This is a genomic window from Pseudoalteromonas sp. TB25 (assembly GCF_000497995.1).
Classification (GTDB): domain Bacteria; phylum Pseudomonadota; class Gammaproteobacteria; order Enterobacterales; family Alteromonadaceae; genus Pseudoalteromonas; species Pseudoalteromonas distincta.
Window position 1 is genome coordinate 1 of sequence record NZ_AUTI01000220.1, and the last position, 3,220, is coordinate 3,220.

Here is a 3,220-nt window from a genome sequence, read left to right on the forward strand (position 1 = left end):
CTGACGCTGCTGATCAAAGCATATTTATGCAGCCCGGCCATAAGCAAGTTGCTGCAGGTTACGTACTTTACGGGCCATCAACAATGCTTGCGCTGACTACAGGTAAAGGCACGCGCATGTTTACCCTTGATAAAACACAAGGCAGCTTTTTACTTACACAAGATTTTGCCGAAATCCCTGCTGATACAAACGAATTTGCCATTAATACGTCTAACCAACGCCATTGGCAGCCAGCTATGCAAAACTATATCAATGATTTGCTAGCAGGCGATACAGGCCCGCGCGCTAAAAACTTTAATATGCGCTGGATTGCAGCAATGGTGGGCGATGTACATCGCGTGCTTAGCCGTGGCGGTTTATTTACTTACCCTACCGACACCAAAGATCCTAAAAAGCCAAATAAATTACGCCTACTTTATGAAGCAAACCCAATGGCTATGTTAGTAGAGCAAGCTGGCGGTATCGCATCGACCGGTACTGAGCGTATTATGGATATTCAGCCTGATGCAATCCACCAGCGAGTAGCTGTTATTTTAGGTTCTAAAAACGAAGTAGAAACGTGCTTGGGATATCATAAATAATCGCTTAAAACGATTGTTCTCAATTTAAAAACCGCATTCAATTGAAATGCGGTTTTTTTGTAGGTGAGTTTTTTTTGTAGGTGAGGTTTTACACCTCGCTTTTTAAACAAATCAAACTTTTACTAACGCAACTATTTGAGCAAGCTTTTGATGATTAAGCTCTCCCATTTGCTCGCTATTACTGAGCGCATAAATAAAACCTTCATGCTCAGTACAATCAATGTCATCTCGCGATTCAATTACGTTTGCCCAAAGCTCCAAATCATCTAAGTCTATTTCGTTACTTAAACAGCGTTTAAGCACATCAATTAAAACCTCGGTTGAGAGAGTATAGTGAGCTTTATTGCTATCAGCAGGGCTTGAAACGATAACCGATATAGCTTCGTCCCTTTGCTCTCCAAATGTAATAAATTCAGCTAATGCTTTTTGTGTATTCATAATATTTGTTATTCTTGGCTCACTGTTACTAAAAAGAATTATAATGACTCAACTTAACTGTACTCAATGCCACAGTACTCTAACGTGTAATGTAGACGATATATCAGCGTGTTGGTGCAATGAGCTGCCGGCTATTTTACCGCTTGATATCACAGCAACAAGTTGTTTATGCCGCAAGTGCACGCTTAATAAAATAAATACTTTTTTAGAGGGTGTTTATACACAACCTATTAAAACCCAAATAGACTTTGCAAAGCAATATAGAGGTAACGACAATTTAATTGAAGGGCTCGACTACACCATGCAAAGTGGTTACATGGTATTTAGTAAGTGGTTCTTTTTAAAGCGTGGTTCGTGCTGCAAAAATGGTTGTAAAAACTGCCCTTATGGTTTTAAAAAGTAAAAGCTATTTAATACAACTACGAGCAAACATTGATTTTTATCTTCTCATTTTCTTCTCTTTCACTTCTCCTTGTGAGTAATATTTTTAAATGCAATTATTCACAAAGAGGTTTAGAGGCGCTGCGCTTTTAGAGTAAGTGATTGTATAAAAATAGTATTCAAATACGAGTAAGCACTGGTTTTTACCTTCTCATCCCCCTGTGTCAGGATAGTTGTCGCCTCTAACTTTTAATAGAGGCAGATAAAATGAGACGTCGATTTACACAAGAATTTAAAGTTCAAGCTGTTGAAAAAGCATTATCCCAATGTGATGATGTTCGCCTAGAAGATATTGCGCTTGATTTAGGCATCGGTTATTCAACCTTGCAACGATGGATCGCGCTTGCTAAAAACCATGAACTTGAAACTAAAAATAATGGTAGTCACATGACAACAGAAAAACGCCCTCATGACTGGAGCTTAGAAGAAAGGCTTAACGCCATTATTGAATGTGCGAGTTTAGATGAAGCAGCTCTTAATGAATATTGCCGTGCTAAGGGGCTTTACCCGCATCATATTAAACAATGGAAGCAAGATTTTGCTCAAGGGCCTTCAACGACGCCCGTAAAATCAGACAGTAAACAGCTCAAACAAGAAATTAAGCAGCTTCAAAAAGAGCTTAATCGTAAAGACAAAGCGTTAGCAGAAACAGCCGCCTTACTTGTACTCAAAAAAAAAGCAGATGCGCTTTGGGGTTTCAACGAGGACGATTAACCAGCTCAACTGAGCGTCATGAATTGATAAAGCTCATTACCGATGCGCAGGAATCAGGGGCAAGGCAAGAAAAAGCATGTGAGTTACTTGGTCTAACGGCAAGAACAATTCAACGCTGGATTGAAGCTGATGATATGACAGATAAGCGAACAAGTACGATAAAGCGACCACCTAACAGGCTAACTGAATTAGAACAACAGCGTATAATTAAGACTGTTAATTCAATAGAATATGGACATTTACCACCCAGTAAGATAGTCCCTAAACTATTGGATAAAGGTGTGTGGATAGCATCAGAAAGCTCGTTTTATCGCGTTATGAAATCACATAAATTATTAACACACAGAGAAAAAGTTAAACCAAATAAAAAGATAAAAAAGCCAAAAGCGCTCAAGGCAATACGTGTAAACGAAATTTATACATGGGATATCACGTATTTGCCAACAGCTGTTAAAGGTCAGTTTTTATACTTATATTTAGTGATGGATATTTATAGTCGAAAAATAGTTGGTTGGCAGGTTCATGACACACAACTAAGCACACTGGCGGCTGATTTAATGGTAGATATTTGCAGGCGAGAGCAGGTAAAGCCTGAGCAAGTCACGTTGCACTCGGATAATGGCAGTCCAATGAAAGGGGCAACGTTATTAGCGACATTGCAGGAGTTAGGTATTGTTCCTTCATTTAGCCGACCGTCTGTGAGTAATGATAATCCTTATTCTGAATCGCTATTTAAGACGTTAAAGTATCGCCCGGGATACCCTGAGAAAGCCTTTGAAAGCATGGGTAGCGCAAGAAAGTGGGTTAGCGGATTTGTTGATTGGTACAACGATGAGCACTTGCACAGCGGTATTAAATTTGTCACGCCAAACCAGCGTCATTTAGGATTAGATAAAGCGATACTAGCGAAACGTCATCAGATAAATGAAATGGCGAAATTACAGAACCCAATTCGTTGGTCAGGAAAGTCTCGAAATTGGACGATGATCAATGAAGTAAATTTAAATCCAGAGAAAAAAGAAGCAATGCGGGCGGCATAAAATTTA

The 3,220-nt window shown here is 39.3% G+C and carries 4 protein-coding genes; 3 read left to right on the forward strand and 1 reads right to left on the reverse strand.

Features of this window, described 5'->3' with window-relative positions; translation table 11 throughout:
* The coding region (locus L652_RS0106155) for a class 1 fructose-bisphosphatase (protein ID WP_024596016.1) at positions 1-581 on the forward strand (581 nt) is incomplete at its 5' end.
* A gap of 111 nt (positions 582-692) precedes the next feature.
* Here the strand turns inward: L652_RS0106155 and L652_RS0106160 are convergent.
* Complete coding sequence (locus L652_RS0106160; protein WP_024596017.1) at positions 693-1,019, reverse strand: hypothetical protein; 327 nt, start codon at positions 1,017-1,019, stop codon at positions 693-695.
* Between the two features lie 43 nt (positions 1,020-1,062).
* Between L652_RS0106160 and L652_RS0106165 the strand changes: the two genes are divergently transcribed.
* Together L652_RS0106165 and L652_RS0106175 are read left to right on the forward strand one after the other, a co-directional pair.
* Entirely contained in the window at positions 1,063-1,422 is a 360-nt protein-coding gene (locus L652_RS0106165; RefSeq protein ID WP_024596018.1) for a DUF5522 domain-containing protein, read from the forward strand.
* A gap of 245 nt (positions 1,423-1,667) precedes the next feature.
* Positions 1,668-3,214 (forward strand): IS3 family transposase gene (locus L652_RS0106175; protein WP_139015387.1). Its coding sequence is split into 2 segments (ribosomal slippage): positions 1,668-2,127 and positions 2,127-3,214, totalling 1,548 coding nucleotides; the frame shifts between segments, so codons are not numbered across the junction.
* Positions 3,215-3,220: the final 6 nt, after the last annotated feature.

Bases quoted from the DNA above. Each gene is read 5' to 3' on its own strand.
- L652_RS0106160 (WP_024596017.1), bottom strand. From the start codon at position 1,019: ATGAATACACAAAAAGCATTAGCTGAATTTATTACATTTGGAGAGCAA.
- L652_RS0106165 (WP_024596018.1), top strand. From the start codon at position 1,063: ATGACTCAACTTAACTGTACTCAATGCCACAGTACTCTAACGTGTAAT.